The following is a 23,775-nucleotide window of genomic DNA, read 5'->3' as shown; positions in this document are numbered from 1 at the left end:
GCGTTCCGGTCGACCTCTGCAGGTCTCGGAAAGGCGCCATCCATTCCAAGCGCCACCCGGCACTCAATTTACGAGGGGCGGCAGTCTAAGGCCGACTTGAGGGCACAGCAACTGAAATGACAGGCATTTTTACCGATATAACCCCCAAAGGCACCAGGACGGGCTTGGCGAATGGTCATCGGAGTGCGTTTATAGCAAGAAATTCAGTGTTGTGGAGCTATATAGAAGACAAACGGTTGAAACAGGCTGTTGATGATTAAATGTGGGAGGGGCGGTGCGACGATTCGACTTGCCCCCTCCCACATTTTGTACTGCGTCAGCGTTTAAGCTTGCGCTTGTTGCGATATTGGTCGATCACCACCGCCACCACGATGATCAGGCCCTTGATGATGTCCTGGATATACGCATCCACGCCGACAAAGGTGAACCCGCTGGCCATCACCCCGAGGATCAGCGCGCCGATCACAGTGCCGGTGATACGCCCTACCCCGCCCGCCAGGCTGGTGCCGCCGATCACCGCGGCGGCAATCGCATCCAGCTCATACGACATGCCCATGCCCGCCTGGCCGGTGGCAGCGCGTGCCGAGGCCACCACACCTGCCAGACCTGCCAGGAGGCCGGCAATGCTGTAGACGATAATCAGGTGCCGCTTGACGTTGATCCCCGACGTCCGCGCCGCCTGCATATTGCCGCCGATGGCGTAGGTGTACTTGCCGTATTTGGTGTAGCGCAGGGCGATATGGAAAATCACCGCCACCACCAGGAAGATGATCACCGGCATCGCGCCATGGCCGATAGCCGTGTACGAATCCGAGAGCATGCTCACCGGCTGGCCTTCGGTGTAGTAGCGCGCCAGGCCACGGGCCGAGACCATCATGCCCAGGGTGGCGATAAACGGCGGAATACCCGTGACGGCGATAATGCTGCCGTTGATCGCCCCCGCCAGCAGCCCCACACCCAACCCCATCGCCACCGGAATCCACACCGGCAAGTCCGTCAGCGAAGGAAACACCGCTCGGGAAAAGTCGGAGGTTTGCGCCAAACTGGCGGCGATCATCGCCGACAGCGCCAACACCGAACCCGACGACAGGTCAATCCCCGTGGTGATGATCACCTGGGTCACCCCGATCGCCAGCAGGCCGATGATCGACACTTGCAGGATCATCAGCACCAGGCGCTGGGAGTTCATCAGGAAGCTCTGGTCCCGCACGATCCAGCCAAACAGCTCAAACACCAGGCCGATGCCGATCAGCACCAGGAAGATGCTCAGCTCGGTGGGCAAGCGCCGACGATGCTTGACCGGTGCCGTGGCAGGCTTGTTGTCTGTTATTGCGTTCATAGCCAATCACCTTCTTATTCTATGGCACGGACCAACCGCAGGCCCGCGCGGCTGTTCGTCAGTGGACCGCGGTCATACCGGAGGCCAACTGCATGACTTTTTCCTGGGTCGCATCCGCACGGTCCAAGGTGCCCATCAGTTCGCCTTCGTGCATCACCATCACCCGGTCGCTCATGCCCAGCACTTCAGGCAGCTCGGAGGAAATCATGATCACCGCCATGCCTTCGCCGGCGAGGAAGGAGATCAAGCGATAGATCTCGGCCTTGGCCCCCACGTCGATACCCCGAGTCGGCTCATCGAGGATCAGCAAGCGTGGGTTGGTCATCAGCCAGCGCGCCAGCAAGGCTTTCTGCTGGTTGCCGCCGGACAAGGTGTCGATGCACTGCTCCAGGGACGGCGTCTTCACCCGCAGCTTCTTGCACATGTCCTCGCACAGGGCGCGCAGGGCTTTCTGCTGGATAAAACCGTTGCCCGAATAGTGCGGCAGCACAGCCATTTCCATGTTTTCCAGCACCGACAGGCAGGGGAACAGGCCACTGAGCTTGCGGTCCTCGGTCAACAGCGCAAAGCCTTTTTCGATGGCCATGTGCGGGTCGCTGATGCGCACCGCCTCGCCATCCAGGGTGATCTGCCCACCGCTGCTGGGGGTGATGCCGAAAATGGTTTCCGCCACATTGGTGCGCCCCGAGCCCATCAAGCCGGCGATGCCGAGGATCTCACCGGCATGCAGGTCGAACGACACGCCCTGGAACACCCCGTCCAGGCGCAGGTCGCGCACCGACAGCAGCAGTTCGCCGATGGGCGTCTCGCGCACCGGGAACAACTGGCTCAGCTCACGCCCCACCATCATCGAGATCAGGCTGTCGCTGTTCATGCTGTCGGCGCGTTGCAGGCCGATGTACTGGCCGTCGCGGAACACCGCCACTTCATCGGCAATGGCGAACACTTCGTTCATTTTGTGCGTGATGTAGACGATGCCTTTGCCCTGGGCCTTGAGGTCGGCAATGATCGAAAACAGGTGGGCCACTTCCTTGTCGGTAATGGCCGAAGTCGGTTCATCCATGATCAGGATGTCGGAGTCGTAGGACACGGCCTTGGCAATCTCGACCATCTGCCGTTCGGCGATGCTCAGGTTGCCCACGTGTTCCTCGGGGTCCAGGTTGATGCGCAGGCGCGCCAGCAACTCGGCGGTGCAGCGGTGCATTTCGCGGTGGTTGACCATGTGCAGGCTGTTGAGCTGCTCACGGCCGATCCAGATATTCTCGGCGATGCTCATGTGCGGCATCAGGTTGAGTTCCTGGTGGATCATCGCGATCCCGGCCTTCTGCGCCGCGAGCGGCGTGTCAAACACGATGGGCTTGCCGCGCAGGCGGATTTCACCGGCGTCGGGCTGGTAGATGCCGGCGATGATTTTCATCAAGGTCGACTTGCCCGCACCGTTCTCGCCCATCAGTGCCAGCACCGTGCCGGGGCGCACACGCAGTTGTACATCGGCCAGGGCCACGACGCCGGGAAAGCCTTTGCTGATGTTGACGATTTCCAACAGGTAAGGTTCGTCCAGCGGCAACGGCTGGATACCGGGAGTCTGCGAGACAGCGGCTTGAGCGAGCATAAACGATACTCCATCAGCAGGGCGTGCACGACCGCCCTGCCGGTTCATTGTTGTTATGTCAGGGCTACTTGAACTTGGCGACGTTTTCCGGGGTGATCAGCTGGAACGGGATGATCACGTTCTGCTCGACCGGCTCGTTCCTGGCCATCTTGCGCGCCGCTTCCACCGAGCCCACTGCCTGGCCCTTGGCATCCTGGAACGCGGAGGCGGCCATGTCACCCTTGGTGATCGCATTCAAGCCATCCGGCGTACCGTCGACCCCCGCGATCAGCACACTACCCTTTTCCTTGCCGGCCGATTTCAGTGCCATGGACGCGCCGATCGCCATCTCATCGTTGTTGGCCAACACCGCATTGAACTCGCGGCCTTGGGTCAGCCAATCGTTAACCAGGGTCATGCCCTTGTCCCGCAGCCAGATACCGGTCTGTTCCTGTTCGATCTTGATGTCCGGGTACTTGGCCAACACTTCCTTCACGCCCTTGGTGCGGTTGGTGGTGGAGTTGTTCGCCAGGTCGCCCAGCAGGATCACGATCTTGCCCTTGCCGCCGAGTTTCTCAGCGATGTACTGCATTTGCAGTTTGCCGGCCTCGACGTCATCGGAGGTCACGGCCACTACGTCCTTGGGCAAGTCCTTCTGGTCGGGACGGCGGTTGACGAACACCAGCGGGATGCCCGCCTTGGTCGCGGCATTGATGATGTTCTTGGTGGAAGCAGTGTCGACCGGGTTGACGATGATGGCGTCGACGTTCTGGCTGATAAAGTTCTCGACCTGGCTCAGTTGCTTGACCACATCGGCGCGGGCGTCTTCGAACTGCAGCTGCACGCCGTCGCCCTTGGGATAGGACTTGGCCTGCTTGTCCATGTCTTCGCGCAGGTAAGTGAGGAAGGTGTCATCGAACGCGGACATGCTCACGCCGACCTTGATGTCGGCAGCGCTGGCAAAACCGCTGGCCAGCATCATGGATAAAGCCAGCGCGGTAAAACGGATCGGGGTCTTCATGAACGGTCTGTCTCCACTTTCTTGTTGGTTTTTTGGACGTTGCGTTTATCAGAGCTCGGCGGGCAGTCGTACGACCGGTGCGCCTGGAATGCAGCAGACCAGCGCGCCTTGGTTTTCGACGCACAGCATATTAAGGAAGGAGAAGTAGAACGGCCGGGCGCGCGGCAGGCCGCGGGGCGTGTGGGCAGGGCGTAAAACTCGCAGTACAGCGTTGAAGATTTTCATCTGACGGTACCTGGTTGTTTTTGATCTTGTTTTTGTTGAGTCGCCCGAATCGAGTCCGAACGTACTTTATGCAACCTGGAAAAGACTTTATTGGAAAATAATTTCCATATCAACCTGTTTTAGAATTTTATTCTATTTTTGTTGAAACCACCTGCTGGCGCTCGGCGCTGAGGCGTGCAGCGTCCAATATACGGGTGGTTTCCAGCGCGTCATACGCATCCACGGGCAACGGGCCCTGCCCTTGCACCGCCGCTTGCAACTGGCGATAGAACTGGGTCCAGCAGCCCTTCTCCGACGGCACTCGCTCACGTTCCGGCCCCTGTTCGAACCAGCCCCAGCGTCGATGTTCTTCTGCGCCCCAGTGTTCGCCTTCGGTTTTCGGCGACTTGCCGGCCATCAGCGCTTCTTCCTGGCCATCCAGCCCGTCCACGGTGTAGCAACCCAAGGTGCCACTGACGCGAAAACGCGGAGCCTGGCTGTTCTGCAGGGCGTTGCCCCACAAATGGGAAACCACCCCGTTGGCATGGGTCAGGGAGACGAAAAAGCCATGGTCGAGGTTCGGGTATTCAGGGGTGAACTGTAACTGCGCAAAGACCCGGTCCACCGGGCCGAACAGCTGCAGCGCCTGGTCCACCAGGTGGCTGCCCAGGTCCCGCAACCAGCCGCCGCCGCTGGCATTGCCCACGGCTTGCGGGCTGTAGCGCTCGACGCGGGATTCAAAGCGGGTGATCTCACCCAAGGCGCCGGCGTCGATCAATTTGCGCAGGGTCAGGTAGTCCGAGTCCCAGCGCCGGTTCTGGTAGACGCTGAGTAACACCTCATGACGCTCGGCGGCAGTGATCAGCGCCTGGGCCTGTTCGGCGTTGGCGGCAAAGGGTTTGTCGCTCACCACCGCCACACCGTGTTCGATGGCTTCCAGCACCAGCGCCGGGCGGCCCTTGAGGGTGGTGGAAATGACCAGGGCATCGACACCGGCTTCGACGATCTGGCCGATGCTGTCAAAGGCCTGGACGCCGGGGTGGTCGGTTGCCAGTTGCTGGCGACGCTCGGGTGATCGGGTGACGACACCGACAAACGTTGCGCCGGGCAGGGTTGCAATCAGCGGCGCATGAAAGAAGCGCCCTCCGTGGCCATAGCCGACAAGTCCGATTCGCATGATCAACTCCTGAATTGAATTGGAAACCAATCAACTGTGGGAGGGGGCTTGCCCCCGATAGCGGTGGGTCAGATAACAACTGGTTGACTGACACACTGCCATCGGGGGCAAGCCCCCTCCCACATTTTTTAACAGAGTTCCTTCAGTGATTTAGCCGTAGAAGTGCGGACGATCCGGCAAGCTCACCTTCACAATCTGCTCACTGCCCTGCGCTTCAATACACGCATCCGCCGCCACCGCCGCCGCAAACCCATCCCACGCCGACGGCCCACCGACCTGCCCGGCGCGCACGCTATCAATGAAAGCCTGCAACTCCACGTCATAGGCGCCGATAAACCGATCCTTCCAATCCATCAGGATCGCATTCGACAGCTTGGCCCCACTGCGCAACTGCACCTGGGACGGTTCCGGCAATTTGGCGATGCCGGTCTCCCCCACCACTTCGCACTGGATGTCGTAGCCGTACTGGCAGTTCACAAACACTTCCACATCGATACGGGTGCCCTTGGCGGTTTCCAGCAGCACGATCTGCGGGTCACGCAGATGGGCCAGGGCCTTGCTGGTCTTGCGCGGGAACACCACCTGCACCGACACGTAGTCGTCGTTGAGCAGCCAGCGCAGGACATCCAGCTCGTGGATTAGGGTGTCGGTGATCGCCATGTCGGTCTTGTAGTTCTCGCCTACCGTCGGGTTGCGGTGCGCGCAGTGCAGCATCAACGGCTCGCCGATCTGGCCGCTGTCGATCACCGCCTTGAGGGCGCGATAACCTTCGTCATACGGGCGCATAAAGCCGACTTGCACCAGGCGCTTGCCGTAGGCCACTTCGGCGTCGACGATCTTGCGGCAGCCTTCGGCCGTCACCGCCAGAGGCTTCTCACAGAACACCGGTTTGCCGGCGGCGATGGCGGCGAGCACGAATTCCTCGTGGCTCGGGCCCCAGGACGTGACCAGAACCGCCTCGACCTGCGGCGAGTGGATCAGCGCATGGCCGTCCGGGTACACCTCGGCGTCCAGCTTCAACTCCGCGACCACCTTGGCGGCCTGCTCAAGGTTGATGTCGGTTACGGCCACCACCTGGCTGTTGAGCAGGGTCTGGCTGCAACGACGAATATGATCGCGGCCGATGGCGCCGGTACCGATTACACCAAGCTTCAAAGACATACAAACGCTCCTCTTGTTATTAGTACTGCCGGGCCTTGGCCAGGTGTTCATTGAGTTTTTTCGCGGCGGCGTTAGTGCGTTCGCTGGTGGACACCTGCGCCACCCCCACCCGCCACCACGACAGGTAGCCGTGGACCATGGTCTTGGGCAGGACCTTGATGTCGATCAGGGTCGAGACGCTTTGCGTGCGCGCATCGGCCAGGGCCGCTTCCAGCTGTTCCACGCTGCTGACCTTGTAGGTCTTGCAGCCGTAAGCCGCGGCGCTCATGGCGAAATCCACCGGCACCAGGCCACCGTCGAGCTTGCCGCTCTCGGGGTTGCGGTAACGGAACTCGGTGCCGAAGCTGTCCATGCCATTGCCGATCTGCAAATTGTTGATGCAGCCGAAGGCCATGTTGTCGAGCAGCACCACGTTGATCTTGCGGCGCTCCTGGATCGAGGTGGCCAGCTCCGAGTGCAGCATCATGTAGGAACCATCGCCAACCAGGGCATAGACCTCCTTGGTCGGCTCGGCGAGCTTCACGCCGAGGGCGGCGTTGATCTCATAGCCCATGCACGAATAGCCGTACTCGACGTGGTAGGTGTTGACGCCCTTGCTGCGCCAGGCACGCTGCAAGTCGCCGGGCAGGCTGCCGGCCGCAGCGACGATGATCGCGTCGTCGGCCAGGCGCTCGTTGAGCACGCCGAGCACCCGGCTCTGGGTCAGGCACGAACCGGTCAGTTCGATAAATTCACGCAGCACGGCGCGGTCGAGGTGGTCGTCGACTTCCGGCACAAAATCATCGCCGTGGTATTCGACCTGATGGACACGGTCCACTTCGGCGTCCAGTTGCGCCTTGGCGTCGGCGATCTGCTCGCCCCAGCCGGAACGGTAATCACCGAGGGCATCGGCCAACGCGTCGAGGGCGACCCTGGCGTCGGCCAGTACCTGCACGCCGTCGAGTTTCAAGGCATCGCAGGGGCTGATATTGAGGTTGAGAAACTTCACCTCGGCATGCTTGAACAGCGATTTCGACGAGGTAGTGAAGTCGGTATAGCGGGTACCGATGCCAATGATCAGGTCGGCCTCGGGCGCCAGCAGGTTGGCGGCCAGGCAGCCGGTTTCACCGATGCCGCCCACATTCAGTGGATGGCTGGAGACCACGGCACTCTTGCCTGCCTGGGTTTCGGCAAAGGGAATATCAAAACGCTCGGCAAAGGCTTGCAGCGCGGCATTCGCACCGGAGTACTTCACGCCACCACCGCAGATGATCAGCGGTTTGCGCTTGCCTCGGAAAGCCGCCAACGCATCGCCGATCATCGCGGCGGTGGCCGGGCGGCGGTCGATACGGTGCACACGTTTTTGCAGGAAATAGTCCGGGTAATCCCAAGCCTCGCCCTGCACATCCTGTGGCAGCGCCAGAGTCACCGCGCCGGTTTCGGCAGGGTCGGTGAGCACGCGCATGGCGTGAATCGCCGCCGTCATCAGCTGCTCAGGGCGGTTGATACGGTCCCAGTATTTGCTCACGGAACGGAAGGCATCGTTGGTGCTGATGCTCAGGTCGTGGAACTGCTCGATCTGTTGCAGCACAGGGTCGGGCTGGCGGCTGGCGTAGACATCGCCGGGCAGCAACAGCAACGGGATACGGTTGGCGGTGGCGGTCGCCGCCGCGGTGAGCATATTCGCAGCACCTGGGCCGACGGAGGCGGTGCAGGCGTAGATCTTGCGGCGCAGGTGCTGCTTGGCAAAACCGATGGCGGCATGGGCCATGCCCTGCTCGTTACGGCCCTGATGCACCACGAGGTCGCCGCTGTCCTGTTCCAGGGCCTGGCCCAGACCCAGCACATTGCCGTGGCCGAAAATGGTGAACACGCCGGCGACGAACTTGCTCTGCACGCCATCGACTTCGATGTACTGGTTATCCAAAAACTTCACCAGGGCCTGGGCCATGGTCAATCGGGTAGTGGTCATGTCGCGCCCCTTATCGTTTCTGCAGGTGGGCGATGCTTGCCCCCAAGGCCTGCTGGATATCCGCCAGCTCGTGCACGCTTGTCGCAAACGGTTCGAACGACAGGTAGCCGCTGTAACCGCTGCTGAGCAAGGTGTCGATCTGAGCGGCATTGCCGAGGATATCGCCCTCGCCCACCAGCACACGGTGGCCGTCGCGGATCGAATTGAGCGGCGCCTGGACATCTTCCACGCCGGAGATATGCACCAGCCCGGTCAGTTCCGGGAAGAACTCATGCTCGCTGGCCAGGTGGTGATGGAAGGTGTCGTGCACCAGGCGGAATACATCCAGGCCGCCGATGGACTGGATCGCGTTCACCGCGACGCGCTTGCGGCGCATGGCGCACTCTTCGAAGCCCAGGGGCTCGATAAACCCGAGAATCCCGTACTCGCGCAGGATCGGCGCCAGCTCGCTCAACGCGGTGCGCAAACCGGCGGCGCGCTGGGCTTCGTTGCGGGTGTCGCCGGGTTCATTGAACGGGCACATCACCAAGCCTTGCGCACCGCATTCGCGGGCATAGGTGGCGAGCGCTATCGCCTGGGCGCGGCGCTCGTCGTTCCACACATCGAAGGGGTACAGCGCGTTGATCGACAGCACCGTGATGCCCTGGGCGGCGCACAATTCACGCACGCGGCTGGCCGGGGTGCCGTATTCGATCTGACGATCCTTGAGGTCGTTGCGAATCTCGATGGCATCGCATTTCAAGGCCACGGCCAGTTGGATGAAATCCGGCAGGGACAGGTTGGGCGCGACCATACGGTTAAGGGCAAAGCGTAGAGGCGACTTCATTGTTGTTGTTCTCCGTCCAACACCGTTTACAGGTCCAGCAGCCAGCTGTGCTGCGGGTCGTTGTGGAAATGCCAGGCACGCTTTGGGCCGGCCATCACGTTCAGGTAGTAAGACTCGTAGCCATACGGCACGCTGACCGGGTGATACCCCTTTGGCACCACCACCAGGTCGCTGTTTTCCACGGCCATGGCCTGGTCGATGCTGCGGTCGTCGGTGTACACGCGCTGGAACACAAAGCCCTGGGGCGGGTTGATCTGGTGGTAGTAGGTCTCTTCAAGAAAGCTCTGGTGCGGCAGGTCGTCGGTGTCGTGCTTGTGCGGCGGGTAGCTCGACGAATGCCCGGATGGTGTGCGCACTTCCACCACCAGCAGCGAATGGGCCGGGTCGGTGTCCGGCAGGATGTCGCACACGTAGCGGGTGTTGGCGCCTTTGCCGCGTACGCTGCGCTTGCAGTGCTCGGGGCGAATCAGGCGTGGTTCGAAACCCGGCGCACCGGGCGCCGCGCACACGGCAATCTGTACGTCGCTCAACGCGGTGACCTGGGCATCGGTACCCGGCGGCAGATAGGCGGCGAACGGCGACTTGTCCTCGAACACCGACTGGCGATCACCGAGGTTCTGCCAGTTGAAGCCCTCGCCTTCGATAGTCACCCGGCCGCTGAGCAGCACCAGGCACAGCTCTTTATCGCCGGCAGTCACCGGCAATGTTTCGCCAAGGCTCAGGCGGTAGGCGGCAAAGCCTACGTATTCCAGGCGGCCCTCTTCCAGGGCGACCATGGTTTGCCCGCGTTTACTGCTCTTTACCAGCAAGCTCATGGTTTGGTCCTCTCGTTGAGAAGCGCACGCAACGTGTCATAACCCTTTTTTGCATAGACATAGCTGGGCGCCACGGCCGGATCCTGCTCGGCTTCCACCACCAGCCAGCCCGCGTATTTCGCGGCCAGCAGCACATCGAGTAACTCGGCAAAATCGATATCGCCGTCACCAGGCACGGTGAAAGTGCCGTTAACGATGCAATCGGGGAAGCTCCACATCTGGTTGCGCGCCAGTTGCACCACGGCTTTGCGCACGTCCTTGAAATGCACATGGCAGACGCGGTCGATATGCGTGCGCAGCACCTCGATGGGTTCGCCGCCGCCCATGTAGCAGTGGCCCGAATCGAACAGCAGGCCGACTTCCGGCCCGGTACGGCGCATCAACTCGTCGATGTCCTGCGGGGATTCGACGTACGCGCCCATATGGTGGTGGTACGCCAGGCGCACGCCCTGGGACAGGGTGAAACGCGCCAGCTCGGTGAGTTTGTCGGCGTAGTCCTGCCAGGCCTGTTCACTGTGGAAACGCGGGCGTTCGATCAGGCGAATGCGCGAGCCCTGGATTGAATCGGCCACCTCGCCGTACACCAACACCGTGGCGCCGTTTTGTTTCAACAGTTCGACGTGGCCGGCGATGGCCTCGATTTCTTCAGCCACCGAGCGACGGGCCAGGCGACTGGAGTACCAGCCGGAAACCAGCGCCAGGTCATAGGGACGCAGGACGTCGCCGACGCCCTTGGCGTCCTTGGGGAATTTGCCATTGAGCTCAAAACCTTCGTAGCCGATTTCCTTGCCTTCGCTCAGGGCGGTGCTCAGCGGAGTTTCACCGCCGAGGGCCGGAAGGTCGTCGTTGCTCCAGGAGATCGGGTTGATGCCAATTCGGATTGCGGGCATGGCTGCACCTTTATTATTTTCAGGTATCACTGAGATCTGCTTTCTGCTTTATGTGGGAGGGGGCTTGCTCCCGATAGCGGAGTGTCAGGCAACACTTCTGTAACTGCACCACCGCCATCGGGGGCAAGTCGAATCGTCGCACCGCCCCTCACACATTGGATTGCATTTCAAATTAAGAACTGGGTTTAGCCTCGGGCACTGCGCCAGGCGTTGATCAACTGCTCAAAGGTCGCCTGGACCTGCTGGATCAACGTCTCATCATCAATCTCCCCCGCCATCCACAAACGGCTCGGTTCCTGGAAGATCGTACGGCCCACGGCAAACCCACGGCAGGTGCTGCTCTGGCTGGCCTGCTGGAAGCCGGCGGCCAGGCATTCGGCCGACGCGTTCAGGCCCAGCAACACCACGCCACGGCAGTACGGGTCGCGTTCCTGGATCAGTTCGTCGAGCTTTGTCCAGTCCTCGGCCGACTGCGCCTCGATTTTCCACCACGCCGGGTAGATACCCAGGTTGTACAGGCGCTTGAGGCTGCGATAGAGCACGTCCGGGTAAGTGGACGGATGGTCCTTGGGCGGGATGACTTCCAGCAGCAGCTCATGGCCGCTGGTCACCGAAGCCTCGTACACCGCCTTGAGCTGCGCTTCCTGTTCCAGGCGCAGCATGGGCTCATCGTCGGGGTGGTATTGCACCAGGCACTTGATGATCTGCTCCTGGGGCCAGGCGATCAGGTTGCTGCCGATCGAGCGACCATGTTCGAACGCCAGTGGCCGCGAGTTCTGCACTTCCACCGGGCGGGCGATCCACCAGCCACGACCGCTGGCGGCATTGAGCGCGTCCTGGCCGAAGCGCTGGTCGGCCAACAGGCCCACATCGGCCTCGACGCCCTGCTCGGCGAGCTTTTTCTCCACGCGTTGGATGGCCTGGATGAACAGCTGCTTGATCTCGCTGATGCGGGTCAGGTCCTGGCCGCCGCGTTGCGCCAGGTCCACCAGTTGCCAGCGGTGATCGAAGGCAAAGATGAACAGCTGTTTCCAGGCCTTGCGCGGCACGGTGACGCGGTGCAGGCGTTGCAGGGTCGCGTCCTGGTCGGGCCGGGTGATCGGCACCGGGCTGCTGAACAGGTAATCCAGCTCGGCCGGCGTCGGCATGGCCGGCGCACAGGCGTGGCGCGAGACGACGAGACCGCCACAGGCATTGGCCAACTGGCTGCAACGCTCATCGCTGGCGTCATTGATCCAGCCGCTGAGGAACCCCGACATAAAGGCATCGCCGGCGCCCAGCACATTGAGCACTTCAACCCGCACGCCCGGGTAGATGGCGCCATCTTCCAGCCGCGCCGGAATCGCACCGTGGATCACCGTGCAGCCTTGCGGGCCGAGCTTGACCACCAGGGTCGCCGGGGTCAGTTCACGCACGGTGCGCAAGGCGGTGAGCAGATCTTCGCTGCCGCCGGCGATCAGGAATTCTTCTTCGGTGCCGACGATCAGGTCGAAACGCGGCAGGATTTTCTGCACATGCTGGCTGACATTCTGGTCGGCGACAAAACGGGTTTCGCCGTCAGCCTTACCCGCCAGGCCCCACAACACCGGGCGGTAGTCGATATCCAGCACGCGCTTGACGTTGTGCTTGGCCGCATAGTCCAGGGCCTGGATGCTGGCCTTGTACACGCCGTCGGTGGAGAAATGCGTGCCGGTGATCAGCAAGGCTTTGCTCGAGGCAATAAAGGCCTCGTTGACGTCCTCGGCGCGCAGGGCCATGTCGGCGCAGTTTTCGCGGTAGAACACCAGCGGGAAGGTTTCGCGGTCCTTGAGGCCCAGCAGCACCATGGCGGTGAGGCGTTCCGAATCGACCTTGATGCCACTGACATCGCAGCCTTCGCGGGCCAGGGATTCCACCAGGAAACGCCCCATATGGTCGTCCCCCACCCGGCTCAACATCGCCGACTTGAGCCCCAGCCTGGCAGTGCCGAAAGCGATATTGGCGGAGGAACCGCCGAGGTATTTGGCGAAGCTGGACACGTCCTCAAGCCGCGCACCTACTTGCTGTGCGTAGAGGTCGACGCCCAGGCGCCCGAGGCAAATCAGATCCAATTGACGCCCACTGGCAAAACGAGTCTGGCCCATGCTGGCTCCTGTTATTTTTATCAGCCTGCGTTGTGCCGCCGTGGCGACGGCAAACGCTCTTGGTGGGAGCAGACTAGAACGTCCGGCGGCGGCAATCAATATTTATTCCATAATTATTTTTAGTGGAATATTTTTTCCAATACGTCAGCATAGGGGCACGCCAGCCGCCGTGCATCGTTTCAGCAGGCCACGCGGGCCGTGATGCCGGGGTATTTTTTTGCGCCTACCCTGTAGACTTGCGCCACCCATCAGCGCATCAGAAGAACACGCCAGAAGGATTGCCCATGTCCCGCACCGATCCCGAGACCACCCTGGAAGACACTATCGCCAGCCCTCCGATCAATGCCGAACGCCTGTTGCAGCTGATCACCGACGAATACGAAAGCCTGCCGCGCCAGCTCAAGCGCATCGCCAGCTACATGAGCCAGCAGAGCGACCGGATCATGGTCGACCGCATCAGCGACATCGCCCGCGAATGCGAAGTGCACCCCTCGGCGATCGTGCGGTTTTCCCAGCGATTCGGGTTCAGTGGGTTCAGTGAGATGCAGGCGCTGTTTCGCGAGGCCTACACCCACAAGACCACGCCGGTGCAGAACTACCAGCAGCGCATTCGCAGCATGATCGCCAACAAGTCGCAGAAAGCCAGCGGCGGCGACCTGGCCCGCGAGTGCGTCAACGCGACCCTGTCGGGTATCGAGCGCCTGGGGCTGGAGCTGGATGATGTGGCGTTTGAAAAAGCCGTCGACCTGGTGGTCAACGCCGACAATATCTACGTGGTCGGCGTGCGCCGTTCGTTCGCGGTGGCCGACTACCTGGTCTACAACCTGCAGCACACCAATAAGCGCATCCACCTGATCTCAGGCCTGGGCGGCAGCTATCGCGAGCAGATGCGCAGCGTGCGTGCCAATGACCTGGTGATCGCCATCAGCTTCACGCCCTACGGCAAAGAGACCCAGCACTGCCTGCGGATCGCCCAGCACCATCAGGCCAAGACCCTGATCATCACCGACAGCAACCTGTCGCCCCTGGCCAAGCGGGCCAACGCGGTGCTGTTGGTGAATGAAGGCTCGTCGTTTGCCTTCCGCTCATTGAGCGCCACCTTGTGCCTGTGCCAGGCGCTGTTTATTGCGGTGGCGTATCGGTTGGAGTTGAAGGTGGACGAGATTCACGAGCAGGTCGGGTTTGATGACTGACCGGCAGTAATTGGGCTAGCGCACGCCCGTGAAAGCGGATCTGCGCCAGGGTCAACGCGGTGTAGCCGATGATGACCGCCGGCGGCAGGATCGCCTCGACGCAGAACTTGCCCAGTGGCTGCAAGGTCAGCCCGGCTTGCGCGGCACGCGCACAGAATTCGCCTTCCTCGACACCGGTCGGTAACCACAACACAAAATGCAATCCGGCCTGCTGCCCGCTGATCGTACAGTGGGGCCCAAGGCACTCGAGCAACACATCGCGCCGCGCCTGATACGCCTGGCGCGAAGCCCGCAAGTGGCGCACGAAAGCGCCGCTGCCGAGAAACTCCAGCAACCCCAATTGATCACTGGCCCCCACCGAATGCCCGGTGAGTTGCAGGGTGCGCAACAACGCCGGGCGCAGCGCCTTGGGCACCACCATGAAGCCGACGCGCAAACCGGGGAACAGGTTTTTGTTGAAGCTGCCGCAGTAGATCACCCGGTCATTGGCATCCAGGGATTTGAGCGCCGCCAGCGGTGCGCTGTGGTAGTTGTATTCGCTGTCATAGTCGTCTTCCACCACCCAGGCCTCGGCGCGGGCAGCCCAGTCCAGCAGCGCCAGGCGTCGCGACACCGACAGGGTCATGCCCAACGGTGCCTGGTGGGCCGGGGTGACGTAGGCCAGGCGCGCCGTGTCGGGGAGTTGAGCGGTATCGAGCCCCTCGGCCGTGACCGCAATCGCCTGGACCTCTGCACCCGCCAGCCCGAACAAGCGTCGTGCCGGTGGATAGCCAGGGTCTTCGACGCAGGCCGTGTCACCGGGCTTGAGCAGCGTACGCGCGATCAGGTCAAGGGCGTGGCGAATGCCGGTGGTGACGATCACTTCATCCGCCTCGCAGTGCATGCCACGATAGCTGCGCAGGTAGTCGGCGATCTGTGCGCGCAGTTCCGGCAGCCCGGCGGGATGGGCTGCTTCGAGCGCACCCGGCCCCGCCGATAGCAGTCCCCGGGAAATACAGCGTGCCCAGGCCTTCATGTCAAACAGGCTGGCGTCAGGTCGCCGAGCGACAAAAGGCACATGGCTCTGCACCCCGGACTCGGGGCGATCAACCGCCACTTCGCGACGAGGCATCGCGCGGGGTGCAGGTGCCGCAATGAATTGCTCGGGGATCACCGCACACACCCGCGTACCGGAACCGGCCACGCGCTGTACATAGCCTTCGCTGTGCAGGCGGTCGAACGCCGCCTCCAGCGTGCCACGGGATACCCGCCAGCGTTCGGCGAGTCTGCGGGTGGACGGCAAACGGCTGCCCGCCGGCACCTGTCGGTTCAGGATCGCTGCGCGCAAGGCCTCGTAAGCACCCTGCTGCTTTCCCACCTCCAGGCTGTCGGGACGCGGCAGGTCCAGGGCGGATGGGGTTTTTCCTCGGCTCATAGTGGTCCAATCATGTTCGTCATAAGCGGCCCTGAGGATTAAACCACAATGCCGCTAGAGTGCGGGCTCTCCTCCTCGTGAAGACACCGCCCATGACTCAACGCGCCCTCTCCCCGTGGTTCTGGCTGATACTGCTGACCGTGCTGATCGGCCTGCCACGCATCACCCTGGACATGCACCTGCCCGCCCTGCCCGCCATGGCCGATTACTTCCAGACCAGCGACAGCCAGTTGCAGTTGACCCTCACGCTGTACACCTTCGGTTCGGCGATCTCCCTGCTGATCAGCGGCCCGCTGACCGACCGTTTCGGCCGCCGTCCCGTATTGCTGGCGGGACTGTTTCTGTACGTGCTGGCTACCGTGGCCTGCGCCCTGGCCGACAGCATCGGTGTGCTGATCATCGCCCGCCTGTTCCAGGCCCTGGGCGGGTGCTGCACCACGGTGATCGGTCGGGTGATCGTGCGCGACTATTTCGACCGGGATGAACAGGCGCGCCTGCTGGGCCTGATTTCCATGGCCATGGCCGTGTCACCGATGGCCGCTCCGGTGCTTGGCAGCCTGATGCTGCCCTTCATCGACTGGCGCGGCCTGTTTGTGCTGCTCGGCGTGATCGGCGCAGTGCTCTACCTGGTGGTGTATCGCCGCCTGCCCGAAACCCGCCCGGCCGATGTCGCCGCCGCGCCGCCGAGCAACCTGCTACGCCTCTACGGTCAGTTACTGCGCGACCGCTATTTCCTGCGCTATTCCCTGGCGATCGGCTGCGTGTACAGCACCTATTTCCCGTTTATCAGTGAGTCTTCGGCGCTGCTGCAGCGGGGCTTCCACCTGTCGGCCACGGCGTATGCGCTGGTGTTCGCGGCGACGATCAGCGGCTACATGCTCGGCGCGAACCTGTTCCGCAGGCTGGTGCGGCGCTTCGAGCCGGACCGGTTGATCAATGCAGCCATCGGCTTGAACGTGCTGGGCAGCGTGATGCTCGCGGTTGCCACCACCGCTATGCCGGGGGAATGGCTGGCGATCGTGCTGCCGATGCTGGTGATCATGGTGTCGGTGGGGATGGTGATTCCGGCGTGCCAACTGTCGGTGTTGCAGCCGTACGGAGCGATTGCAGGAACCGCGTCGGGGTTGTTCTTCTTTACCCAGATGTTCCTCACTGCCGTGAGCAGTTGGGCCACCGGGCTGCTGTCCGACGGTACCTCGCAGCCGCTGGTGATCATGACCGCCGTTGCCAGCGCACTGTTGGTAGCAACCTGGCTGACACTCCACAAACCCAAATGTGGGAGGGAACTTGTCCCCTCCCACATCGGACCGAGCTGAGCCCGGGATCAGTGCATGAAAATTGCAATCAGGATGATGACCGGGATCGGCACGCCGAGGAACCACAGAAGTAATGAGCGCATGGTGTTCTCCTTGAATTAACGAACGTAGGTTTCGGTTTCGACGTACACCACGGCATCGCGGCGACGGCCACCAAAGGTTGCGGCGAAGCTGGCAAAGAAAGCGCCGATCAACAGTGCGACAAAGGTCCACAGCGAGGTATAGGCAGCAACTTTCGCGGCCGTATCAGCGGCTTGCTTGGCTTTGAGCTTGGCGTCTTCGACGGCTTTACGGGCATCGCCGTAGACTTTGTCGATACGCGCTTCGGCATCGGCCTGGCTGAGGTTGGTGCGCTGGCTGATCAACTGGGCCAGGTAGGCACGGTCTTCAGCGGCGAGTTGGCCGTCGTTGCTCAGGGTGCGGGTGAAGATGCGTGCAACCACGCCATGGGCAGCGTCATCACTGACGGCGACCGGGCGATCATCACGAAACAGGCTGTCGACGTAGTAGTCAAAGTCGCCGCCGTTGATGCCTTTGGCTGCACTGCCTGCGGCCTGTGTGACACCGCTGGCCGCGCCCGCTGCCACGCTGGCACCGGCTTTCACACCGCCGCTCACGACACTGCTGACCGAACCGACCACCAGCACTGCGGTGATCAGCGTGGCAACCGCCCAGGCCAGGAAACCATGGGCGGTGTCGCGAAAGTACACCTCATCGCCATGCATATTGGCCCACTTCACCCGCAACCGGCCGGCGATATAACCGCCCAGGCCCGAGGCAACGATCTGGGTAAACGCCAGCCAGATAATCGTGGAAATGCCAAGCCCCTTGGCGCTGATACCGCTGTCGGCCCACGGCGACACCGCCGAAAAACCCAGGCCGAAGCCCAGCAATACCAGAATCAGGGATAACGCAGCCGCCGCAGCGGCCCCGGCAAAGATAGCCCCCCAGGAAACCCCGGAGCGCGCGCTCGACTCTTGCAGCATGGATGACGATGTGATCATTGTTGTTGTGCTCCCGGCAGGAAAAATAGTGTTACAAGTCTCAAAAGGGACAGTGCAGGCAGCATGCCAGTCGCGCCAAAAATTAAACTCCTTATATTTCAACACGTTAAGTAAATTGAACTTGCCTGAACCATGCAACTTGCAAGAAATGGCTGTGGCAGGCGGGCGTAATGCATTCCCTGTGGGAGACGGATTGTCCCCGGCCGGTACCCGCCATGAAACTTGTGTCAGTTTTGCCAACATGAAGTTTTATTTAGGAAGCGTTCAGCCATTTCTTGGCAAAATGCCCCCACTTCTAGTGTGAATCGCTCACCAGGTAATCCTATGACCCGCATTTTGACCATCGAGGATGATGCCGTAACGGCCCGCGAGATCGTCGCCGAGCTGAGTAGCCATGGACTGGACGTAGATTGGGTGGACAACGGCCGCGAAGGCCTGGTCCGCGCCGTGAGTGGTGATTACGATCTGATCACCCTCGACCGCATGCTGCCGGAACTCGATGGCCTGGCCATCGTCACCACTCTGCGCACCATCGGGGTATCGACGCCGATCCTGATGATCAGCGCCCTATCCGACGTCGACGAGCGCGTGCGCGGCCTGCGCGCCGGGGGTGATGACTACCTGACCAAGCCCTTCGCCTCGGACGAAATGGCCGCCCGCGTCGAGGTGCTGCTGCGCCGCAAAAGCACGGTCAAGGAATTCGAGACTGCCCTGCGCGTGGCCGACCTGGAATTGAACCTGATCAGCCGCGAAGCCAGCCGCGCCGAACAGCCGCTGAGCCTGCTGCCCACCGAATACAAACTGCTGGAATTCCTGATGCGCAACACCGGGCAGATCCTGTCGCGGATGATGATCTTCGAGGAAGTCTGGGGCTATCACTTCGACCCGGGCACCAACCTGATCGATGTGCACATCGGCCGCCTGCGCAAGAAAATCGATCCACCGGGCCTCCCGCCGCTGATCCGCACGGTACGAGGTTCCGGTTATGTCATTGCTGAACCCCTCTAAAGGCTGGCGTTCTTCCAGCAGCCGCTTGCTGGCGCTGTACAGTTCGTTGTTCGTGGCCTGGAGCTGCATCCTCATGGGGGTGCTGTATTACGAGGTGTCGGGTTACCTGGGCGACCTGTCGCGCCATTCCCTGATGCAACGCCAGCACCTGTTCCAACGCTTCGACGGCGAAGAACTGTTGGAAGCGTTGACCACCAGCATGACCTTCGACATGAAGGGCGTGGACGCCTACGGCCTGTTCGATGAGCAGTTCCGTCCCTTGAGCGGACCGATCCGCGCGATTCCGCCCGACCTGCCGCTGGACGGCAAGATCCACGCCCTGGCCAACTGCGTCGACTCCGACGACCCCAAACTGCCCAAGGACAGCTGCGACGCCGTCGCCAGCCACACCGACGACGGCCGCTGGCTGGTGCTGGTGCGCGCCAATGGCTCGCTGTTCGGTGTGACGCGGATCATCTGGCATGCCCTGCTGTGGGCGCTGTCCCTGACGATTATCCCCGGCGCCGCCGGCTGGCATCTGTTGCGCCGCCGCCCGCTGCGCCGGATCCGCGGGATCCAGGCCAGCGCTGAAGCCATCGTCGCCGGCGACCTCACCCACCGTTTGCCGCTGTCCAACCGGCGTGACGAACTGGACATGCTCGCCGCCATCGTCAACGCCATGCTCGACCGCATCGAAAAGCTGATGAACGAGGTCAAGGGCGTCTGCGACAACATCGCCCACGACCTGCGCACCCCGCTGACCCGCCTGCGTGCGCAGCTCTACCGCATCCGGCAGGAGGCCGAGCAGGACTCCGGCTACGCGGTGAAACTGGACGACGCCATTGCCGAGACCGACACCCTGATGGCGCGCTTTCGCGGGCTGCTGCGTATCTCCGAGCTGGAAGACCACCAGCGCCGTTCCGGCTTCCTGGTCATGGACCCGCTGCCGCTGCTGCGCGAGTTGCATGATTTCTACCTGCCCCTGGCGGAGGAAGGCGAATTGCAGCTGCGACTCGAAGTCCCCGAGTCCCTGCCATGGATCACCGGCGACCGCGCCCTGTTGTTCGAAGCCCTGGCCAACCTGCTGAGCAACTCCATCAAGTTCTCCCCACCGGGCGGCGAAGTGATCCTGCGCGGGCTCAACGATGCCGGCAGCACGCGCATTGAAGTGCACGACTCCGGGCCGGGCATACCGGCGGCCGAGCGCGATGCGGTGTTCCAGCGCTTTTATCGGGTGGATGAAAGCGACCAGCAAGGCGGGTTCGGGTTGGGTTTGTCGATTGTGGCGGCGATCATCAACTTGCATGGGTTCAAGTTGGAAGTCGGCACCAGCGAGCAAGGCGGTGCGCGCCTGATCCTGGAGTGCCGCCAGCAACTGATGCCCGAAGCCTGATCCATCAGCTAGTGAGGTCAAACGGTGGGAGGCGGCAAGTCGAATCGTCGCACCGCCCCTCCCACATTAGTCTTGCATTGCCTGGTAGATCGGATCAGGCCGGGAAGTTCGCGCGCAACGCTTCCAGGCCGCCGCTGTATACACCGGCAAACAGCTCTTCCACCGCCGCCTCCGTCGTACCCGCCGCCGGGGTAAACACACCAGACCACGTCACCTTCGCCGACGACTCAGTCAACGCCTCAACCCGCAACGTTGCCAGGTACGCGCTCACCGGAAACGGCGACTCTTCAATGGTGTAGCTGTAAGTACGCCCGACGTTATCGAAGGTCTGCAAACGCTCGACGATCACACCACCGTCGGCGGTCGTCAGATGGCGCACGCGGCCACCTTCACCGGGCTCGCTCTTGACGATAAACGCAAGCCAATCCGGCAGGCTGTTGAAGCCGCCGACCAATTGCCAGACCTGATCGGCCGATACAGGGATTTCAATTACGCAAGAGGCAGTTGCCACGATAAATACTCCACACAATAAAAAAGAATTCAGATCGCCATGCTGTCGACGACACCGCCATCGACCCGCAACGCGGCACCGGTGGTGGCCGAAGACAAGGGTGAAGCAATGTACGCCACCAGGTTCGCCACTTCATCCACATTCGCCGCACGCTGGATGATCGACGTGGGCCGCGCATTGCGTACAAACACATCGGCCTCATCCCGCGCACTGCGTCCGGACTGGGCCGTGGCGTCCTTGAGCATCTGCTCCAGGCCGTCGGTAAACGTCGGGCCTGGCAGCACAGCGTTCACCGTCACCCCCGTACCCGCGAGGCGCTTGGCCAGGCCATGGGACACCGCCAGGTTGGCGCTTTTGGTCACGCCGTAATTGATCATGTCCGCCGGTGTCGCCACGCCGGACTCCGATGACAGGAAAATCACTCGGCCCCAACCCTGCCCGACCATGCCCGGCACGTAATGCCGCGCCAGGCGCACGCCGGAGATCACATTGACCTCATAGAAGCGCGTCCACTCGCTGTCCGGGGCGTCGAAGAAATCCACAGCGTTGAAGATGCCCAGGTTGTTGACCAGGATGTCGGCACGAGGTTCGGCAGCGAACAGCTTTTCGGCGCCTTCGGCGGTGCCAAGATCCGCCACCAGCCCGCGCAGGTCCGCGCCCGGCACCGCCTGGCGAATGCTCGCCAGCGCATCGTCGACCTTGCCGGCTTCACGCCCGATCACCACCACGGTGGCGCCGGACTGCGCGAGCGCCTGGCTGATACCCAGGCCGATGCCGGCGGTGCTGCCGGTGACGATGGCTACTTTTCCACTTACATCAATTTTCATCATGAACTCCTGGATTCAACGTGGCAGTGGTGCACGGTCCGAAATCAAGCGGGCATCGCGCAGGGCCTGCCAGAAGGCAGTGGGGATTTTTTCTGACAACGCCGCGACGTCTTCGGCAATCCGCCCCGGGCGACTGGCTCCCGGAATTACAGCAGCCACGGCGGGATGTGCCAGGGAAAATTGCAGTGCCGCCGCTTTTACGCTCACGCCAAATGCCTGGGCAATCGCCCTGATCTGCTCGACCTTGCTGATGATCGCCGGGCTGGCTTGCTGGTATTCGAAGTGCGCGCCACCGGCCAGGACGCCCGAACTGTAAGGGCCACCGACGACGATCTCGACGTTCTGCGCCTGGGCTGCGTCCATCAGCCGTTGCAAGGCGCGCTCATGGTCCAGCAAGGTGTAGCGGCCGGCCAGCAGGAAACCATCGGGTTGCGCCTCGCTCAGGTCCAGGGTCAGCTCACACGGCTCGACGCGGTTCACGCCCAGGCCCCAGGCCTTGATCACACCCTCTTCACGCAGGCGGGTGAGCACTTTGAACGCGCCGGTACGCGCCTGGTTGAAGTATTCCAGCCACTGGTCGCCGTAGAAGTCCTGGGCAATGTCGTGAATCCACACGATGTCCAGGCGATCGGTTTGCAGGCGGTTCAGGCTGTCCTCAATCGAGCGCAGGGTGGCGTCGGCGCTGTAGTCGTTGAGCATCTTGTTCGGGCGACCGTGTTCGAACACGCCGCTTTTCTCGCCAAGGTCGCGGGCGCTGTCTTCAACTTCGTCGAGGATCAGCCGGCCGACCTTGGTGCTCAACACGTAGTCATCGCGGTTATAGGTCGACAGGGCCTGGCCCAGGCGAATTTCCGCGAGACCCGAGCCGTAGAACGGCGCGGTGTCGAAGTAACGCACGCCGTGGTTCCAGGCAGCCGCTACGGTGGCCTGGGCTTGCGCCTCGGGAATGGCGCGGAACATATTGCCCAGTGGCGCGGTGCCAAAGCCCAGTTGGCCGGGCAGTTTGCCTTTCAAGCTCATGATGGATCCTCAATCGGGTTCAGGGTCGCTGTGACCGTTGAGCAGATCCTAGATTGCATAGGTCAGACCGTCCAAGACATACTGCGACGAACTTGAGTCCTTGAAGGTCTTACATGATCGATCTACGCCAACTGCGCTACTTCGAAGTGGTCGCCGAAGAAGAACACGTCGGCCGCGCCGCCGAGCGCCTGCACATTTCCCAGTCGCCCCTGAGCCGGCAGATCGCCCAGCTCGAAGAGCGCCTGGGCCTGACCCTGTTCGAGCGCAGCCAGCAACGCATCCGCCTGACCCGCGACGGCCAGACTTTTCTCGCCGAAACCAAGGCCCTGCTGACCCACGCCAATCGCCTGGAGTCCCTGGGCAAACGCCTGGGTCGGGGTGAAGAAGGCGGCCTGTGCATCGGTTACATCGAGAACGCCATGCATGCCGGCGTATTGCCCAATGCCCTGCGCGTCCTGCGCGATGACCGGCCCGGCGTGCACATCAAGCTCTACAACCTGCCGTCCCTGGAACAGCTCGAAGGGTTGCGCCAACGCAGCCTTGACGTCGCCCTGGTCGGTGAGCCGCCCGCTGTCGATGACCCGGACCTGACCGCGCGGCAAGTCTTGGACGATCCGATGCTGCTGGCCTTGCCCGAGCATCATCCTCTGGCGCATCAACACGAACTGCTGCCCGCCGATCTCGCCGAGCAGCAATGGATCGGCGTGCAACGCAAACCCGGCGCCGGCCCGGCCGATGACTTCGTTGCCGCGTGCATCCGTGCCGGGTTCACCCCGCAGATCCCCATGGAAGCCAGCGAGCCGTTTACCGCACTGGGCCTGGTCGCCTCCGGGCTGGGGGTGGCGATGGTGCAAAAAGGCCTGAGCCGCAATGCACCGCCCGGCGTGGTCCTGCGCGAACTGCCGTGGCTGACCTACACCACACCGCTGTGGGCGGCATGGCACCGGATCAACCTGCGGCCGTTGGTGGAAACCTTCCGCAAGGTACTTACCGAACCCCAAGAATGATGACT

21 protein-coding genes are annotated in these 23,775 nt (G+C 62.2%); 5 read left to right on the top strand and 16 right to left on the bottom strand.

All coding sequences use genetic code 11. The features are described 5' to 3' along the window. Positions 1 to 316: 316 nt before the first annotated feature. The 11 genes from M2397_RS14275 to iolC all read right to left on the bottom strand — a co-directional run bounded on the left by M2397_RS14275 (position 317) and on the right by iolC (position 13,098). On the bottom strand, positions 317 to 1,339 hold the full coding sequence (locus M2397_RS14275; protein WP_024076018.1) for an ABC transporter permease: 1,023 nt from the start codon (positions 1,337 to 1,339) through the stop codon (positions 317 to 319). Between the two features lie 58 nt (positions 1,340 to 1,397). Then, positions 1,398 to 2,951: a sugar ABC transporter ATP-binding protein gene (locus tag M2397_RS14270; RefSeq protein WP_131700624.1), complete on the bottom strand. Its 1,554-nt coding sequence runs from the start codon at positions 2,949 to 2,951 to the stop codon at positions 1,398 to 1,400. 64 nt (positions 2,952 to 3,015) lie between these two features. Continuing rightward, entirely contained in the window at positions 3,016 to 3,951 is a 936-nt protein-coding gene (locus M2397_RS14265; RefSeq protein WP_131700623.1) for a sugar ABC transporter substrate-binding protein, read from the bottom strand. Positions 3,952 to 3,999: 48 nt separating this feature from the next. Then, on the bottom strand, positions 4,000 to 4,176 hold the full coding sequence (locus M2397_RS14260; RefSeq protein WP_167655448.1) for a hypothetical protein: 177 nt from the start codon (positions 4,174 to 4,176) through the stop codon (positions 4,000 to 4,002). A 127-nt stretch (positions 4,177 to 4,303) separates the two neighbouring features. Beyond that, positions 4,304 to 5,332 carry a Gfo/Idh/MocA family oxidoreductase gene (locus M2397_RS14255; protein ID WP_145337261.1) on the bottom strand — a complete coding sequence of 343 codons (1,029 nt, stop codon included), beginning with the start codon at positions 5,330 to 5,332 and terminating at the stop codon, positions 4,304 to 4,306. A gap of 150 nt (positions 5,333 to 5,482) precedes the next feature. Then, entirely contained in the window at positions 5,483 to 6,493 is a 1,011-nt protein-coding gene (locus tag M2397_RS14250) for a Gfo/Idh/MocA family protein (protein WP_184745867.1), read from the bottom strand. A 19-nt stretch (positions 6,494 to 6,512) separates the two neighbouring features. Beyond that, positions 6,513 to 8,444 (bottom strand): 3D-(3,5/4)-trihydroxycyclohexane-1,2-dione acylhydrolase (decyclizing), encoded by a 1,932-nt coding sequence (gene iolD / locus M2397_RS14245; RefSeq protein WP_145337259.1) that lies wholly within the window; start codon positions 8,442 to 8,444, stop codon positions 6,513 to 6,515. Positions 8,445 to 8,454: 10 nt separating this feature from the next. After that, entirely contained in the window at positions 8,455 to 9,270 is an 816-nt protein-coding gene (locus tag M2397_RS14240; protein ID WP_167655446.1) for a TIM barrel protein, read from the bottom strand. A gap of 26 nt (positions 9,271 to 9,296) precedes the next feature. After that, positions 9,297 to 10,085 (bottom strand): 5-deoxy-glucuronate isomerase, encoded by a 789-nt coding sequence (gene iolB, locus M2397_RS14235; RefSeq protein ID WP_131700210.1) that lies wholly within the window; start codon positions 10,083 to 10,085, stop codon positions 9,297 to 9,299. Then, entirely contained in the window at positions 10,082 to 10,975 is an 894-nt protein-coding gene (iolE, locus tag M2397_RS14230; protein ID WP_131700209.1) for a myo-inosose-2 dehydratase, read from the bottom strand. Before iolE ends, iolB begins: the two co-directional genes overlap by 4 nt. A 185-nt stretch (positions 10,976 to 11,160) precedes the next feature. Further along, entirely contained in the window at positions 11,161 to 13,098 is a 1,938-nt protein-coding gene (gene iolC / locus M2397_RS14225; protein WP_131700208.1) for a 5-dehydro-2-deoxygluconokinase, read from the bottom strand. 284 nt (positions 13,099 to 13,382) lie between these two features. On the opposite strand from iolC, the gene M2397_RS14220 reads away from it, so the two are divergent. After that, entirely contained in the window at positions 13,383 to 14,291 is a 909-nt protein-coding gene (locus M2397_RS14220; RefSeq protein ID WP_017136418.1) for a MurR/RpiR family transcriptional regulator, read from the top strand. Here M2397_RS14220 and M2397_RS14215 read toward each other — a convergent pair. Continuing rightward, on the bottom strand, positions 14,221 to 15,705 hold the full coding sequence (locus M2397_RS14215; protein ID WP_259243726.1) for a PLP-dependent aminotransferase family protein: 1,485 nt from the start codon (positions 15,703 to 15,705) through the stop codon (positions 14,221 to 14,223). The two genes, M2397_RS14220 and M2397_RS14215, sit on opposite strands and share 71 nt — an antisense overlap. A gap of 92 nt (positions 15,706 to 15,797) precedes the next feature. On the opposite strand from M2397_RS14215, the gene M2397_RS14210 reads away from it, so the two are divergent. Then, the gene (locus M2397_RS14210; protein ID WP_145337255.1) at positions 15,798 to 17,021 is read left to right on the top strand and encodes a multidrug effflux MFS transporter; all 1,224 of its coding nucleotides are present in this window, start codon (positions 15,798 to 15,800) and stop codon (positions 17,019 to 17,021) included. Positions 17,022 to 17,119: 98 nt separating this feature from the next. On the opposite strand, the gene M2397_RS14205 is transcribed toward M2397_RS14210, so the two are convergent. Beyond that, the gene (locus M2397_RS14205) at positions 17,120 to 18,025 is read right to left on the bottom strand and encodes a hypothetical protein (RefSeq protein WP_131700205.1); all 906 of its coding nucleotides are present in this window, start codon (positions 18,023 to 18,025) and stop codon (positions 17,120 to 17,122) included. A 324-nt stretch (positions 18,026 to 18,349) separates the two neighbouring features. Here M2397_RS14205 and M2397_RS14200 point away from each other — a divergent pair, with 324 nt between their 5' ends. Next, entirely contained in the window at positions 18,350 to 19,033 is a 684-nt protein-coding gene (locus M2397_RS14200) for a response regulator transcription factor (protein WP_122539638.1), read from the top strand. Then, positions 19,011 to 20,405, top strand: a complete 1,395-nt coding sequence (locus M2397_RS14195; protein WP_145337253.1) for a HAMP domain-containing sensor histidine kinase — start codon at positions 19,011 to 19,013, stop codon at positions 20,403 to 20,405. Before M2397_RS14200 ends, M2397_RS14195 begins: the two co-directional genes overlap by 23 nt. A 94-nt stretch (positions 20,406 to 20,499) precedes the next feature. Here M2397_RS14195 and M2397_RS14190 read toward each other — a convergent pair whose 3' ends face one another. Genes M2397_RS14190 through M2397_RS14180 form a run of 3 tightly spaced genes read right to left on the bottom strand, consistent with a single transcriptional unit; the run spans position 20,500 to position 22,763 of the window. After that, positions 20,500 to 20,916, bottom strand: a complete 417-nt coding sequence (locus M2397_RS14190) for an SRPBCC family protein (protein ID WP_259243717.1) — start codon at positions 20,914 to 20,916, stop codon at positions 20,500 to 20,502. Positions 20,917 to 20,945: 29 nt separating this feature from the next. Next, positions 20,946 to 21,743: an SDR family NAD(P)-dependent oxidoreductase gene (locus M2397_RS14185; protein ID WP_145337251.1), complete on the bottom strand. Its 798-nt coding sequence runs from the start codon at positions 21,741 to 21,743 to the stop codon at positions 20,946 to 20,948. Positions 21,744 to 21,758: 15 nt separating this feature from the next. After that, positions 21,759 to 22,763, bottom strand: a complete 1,005-nt coding sequence (locus tag M2397_RS14180) for an aldo/keto reductase (RefSeq protein ID WP_259243714.1) — start codon at positions 22,761 to 22,763, stop codon at positions 21,759 to 21,761. A 113-nt stretch (positions 22,764 to 22,876) separates the two neighbouring features. Between M2397_RS14180 and M2397_RS14175 the strand changes: the two genes are divergently transcribed. Then, the gene (locus tag M2397_RS14175; RefSeq protein ID WP_259243713.1) at positions 22,877 to 23,770 is read left to right on the top strand and encodes a LysR substrate-binding domain-containing protein; all 894 of its coding nucleotides are present in this window, start codon (positions 22,877 to 22,879) and stop codon (positions 23,768 to 23,770) included. The last annotated feature ends 5 nt before the right edge of the window (positions 23,771 to 23,775 follow it).

Origin of the sequence: Pseudomonas sp. BIGb0381 (genome assembly GCF_024809815.1) — a bacterium.
Lineage (GTDB): Bacteria > Pseudomonadota > Gammaproteobacteria > Pseudomonadales > Pseudomonadaceae > Aquipseudomonas.
Note: the sequence above shows the minus strand (reverse complement) of the source record. Positions and strands in the feature narration are given on the sequence as shown.

Excerpts from the sequence above, each read along its gene's own strand:
- M2397_RS14275 (WP_024076018.1), bottom strand. The coding sequence starts at position 1,339 with ATGAACGCAATAACAGACAACAAGCCTGCCACGGCACCGGTCAAGCAT.
- M2397_RS14270 (WP_131700624.1), bottom strand. The coding sequence starts at position 2,951 with ATGCTCGCTCAAGCCGCTGTCTCGCAGACTCCCGGTATCCAGCCGTTG.
- M2397_RS14265 (WP_131700623.1), bottom strand. The coding sequence starts at position 3,951 with ATGAAGACCCCGATCCGTTTTACCGCGCTGGCTTTATCCATGATGCTG.
- M2397_RS14260 (WP_167655448.1), bottom strand. The coding sequence starts at position 4,176 with ATGAAAATCTTCAACGCTGTACTGCGAGTTTTACGCCCTGCCCACACG.
- M2397_RS14255 (WP_145337261.1), bottom strand. The coding sequence starts at position 5,332 with ATGCGAATCGGACTTGTCGGCTATGGCCACGGAGGGCGCTTCTTTCAT.
- M2397_RS14250 (WP_184745867.1), bottom strand. The coding sequence starts at position 6,493 with ATGTCTTTGAAGCTTGGTGTAATCGGTACCGGCGCCATCGGCCGCGAT.
- iolD (WP_145337259.1), bottom strand. The coding sequence starts at position 8,444 with ATGACCACTACCCGATTGACCATGGCCCAGGCCCTGGTGAAGTTTTTG.
- M2397_RS14240 (WP_167655446.1), bottom strand. The coding sequence starts at position 9,270 with ATGAAGTCGCCTCTACGCTTTGCCCTTAACCGTATGGTCGCGCCCAAC.
- iolB (WP_131700210.1), bottom strand. The coding sequence starts at position 10,085 with ATGAGCTTGCTGGTAAAGAGCAGTAAACGCGGGCAAACCATGGTCGCC.
- iolE (WP_131700209.1), bottom strand. The coding sequence starts at position 10,975 with ATGCCCGCAATCCGAATTGGCATCAACCCGATCTCCTGGAGCAACGAC.
- iolC (WP_131700208.1), bottom strand. The coding sequence starts at position 13,098 with ATGGGCCAGACTCGTTTTGCCAGTGGGCGTCAATTGGATCTGATTTGC.
- M2397_RS14220 (WP_017136418.1), top strand. The coding sequence starts at position 13,383 with ATGTCCCGCACCGATCCCGAGACCACCCTGGAAGACACTATCGCCAGC.
- M2397_RS14215 (WP_259243726.1), bottom strand. The coding sequence starts at position 15,705 with ATGAGCCGAGGAAAAACCCCATCCGCCCTGGACCTGCCGCGTCCCGAC.
- M2397_RS14210 (WP_145337255.1), top strand. The coding sequence starts at position 15,798 with ATGACTCAACGCGCCCTCTCCCCGTGGTTCTGGCTGATACTGCTGACC.
- M2397_RS14205 (WP_131700205.1), bottom strand. The coding sequence starts at position 18,025 with ATGATCACATCGTCATCCATGCTGCAAGAGTCGAGCGCGCGCTCCGGG.
- M2397_RS14200 (WP_122539638.1), top strand. The coding sequence starts at position 18,350 with ATGACCCGCATTTTGACCATCGAGGATGATGCCGTAACGGCCCGCGAG.
- M2397_RS14195 (WP_145337253.1), top strand. The coding sequence starts at position 19,011 with ATGTCATTGCTGAACCCCTCTAAAGGCTGGCGTTCTTCCAGCAGCCGC.
- M2397_RS14185 (WP_145337251.1), bottom strand. The coding sequence starts at position 21,743 with ATGAAAATTGATGTAAGTGGAAAAGTAGCCATCGTCACCGGCAGCACC.
- M2397_RS14180 (WP_259243714.1), bottom strand. The coding sequence starts at position 22,763 with ATGAGCTTGAAAGGCAAACTGCCCGGCCAACTGGGCTTTGGCACCGCG.
- M2397_RS14175 (WP_259243713.1), top strand. The coding sequence starts at position 22,877 with ATGATCGATCTACGCCAACTGCGCTACTTCGAAGTGGTCGCCGAAGAA.